The sequence below is a fragment of the Streptomyces recifensis genome, from assembly GCF_002154615.1.
Lineage (GTDB): Bacteria > Actinomycetota > Actinomycetes > Streptomycetales > Streptomycetaceae > Streptomyces > Streptomyces griseoluteus.
In genome coordinates, this window is the sequence record NZ_MUNH01000757.1 from 1 (window position 1) to 555 (window position 555).

Consider the following 555-nt stretch of genomic DNA (forward strand, 5'->3'; position numbering starts at 1 on the left):
GCGGCGACCCGGCCGACCCCGCCTGGACCGTGTGCTGGCTGCGCGAGGGACGTCTGGTGGCCCTGCTGGCGGTGGGCCGCCCGCGCGACCTGGCCCAGGGCAGACGGCTGATCGAGGGGGGCTCGCCGATGGACGCCGACGCCCTGAAGGACCCCGCGCTCCCGCTGAAGCAGGCCGTCGCCGGATAGGCCGGGTGCCCGCGTGCGGAGTGGCCCGACTACCGGCTGTCGGCGGGGGATGGCAGGCTAGATGTCGTGACCGAGATTGACACCAAGACCGACGCTCTTGTCCCCGCCTGGCTCACCCTCCCCGACATCGCGGAAAAGCTCGACGTCGAGGTGACGCGTGTGCGGCAGCTGGTCAAGGAGGGCCAGCTCATCGCCGTACGCCGCGGTGAGAACCGCGCGCTGCACGTCCCCGCCGCCTTCATCGACGAGGACAAGGTCGTCAAGGGCCTCACCGGCACCCTGACGCTCCTGCGGGACAACGGTTTCACGGTGGAAGAGATGATCGAATGGCTCTTCACCCCGGACCCCTCCCTGCCCGGCACCCCCG

2 protein-coding genes are annotated in these 555 nt (G+C 71.2%); both read left to right on the forward strand.

Annotated features, from left to right (window positions below; all coding sequences use genetic code 11):
- On the forward strand, positions 1–188 hold a 188-nt coding region (locus CCN33_RS29355), incomplete at its 5' end, for an oxidoreductase C-terminal domain-containing protein (RefSeq protein WP_279628227.1).
- Between the two features lie 66 nt (positions 189–254).
- The coding region (locus CCN33_RS29360) for an Rv2175c family DNA-binding protein (RefSeq protein WP_086696384.1) at positions 255–555 on the forward strand (301 nt) is incomplete at its 3' end.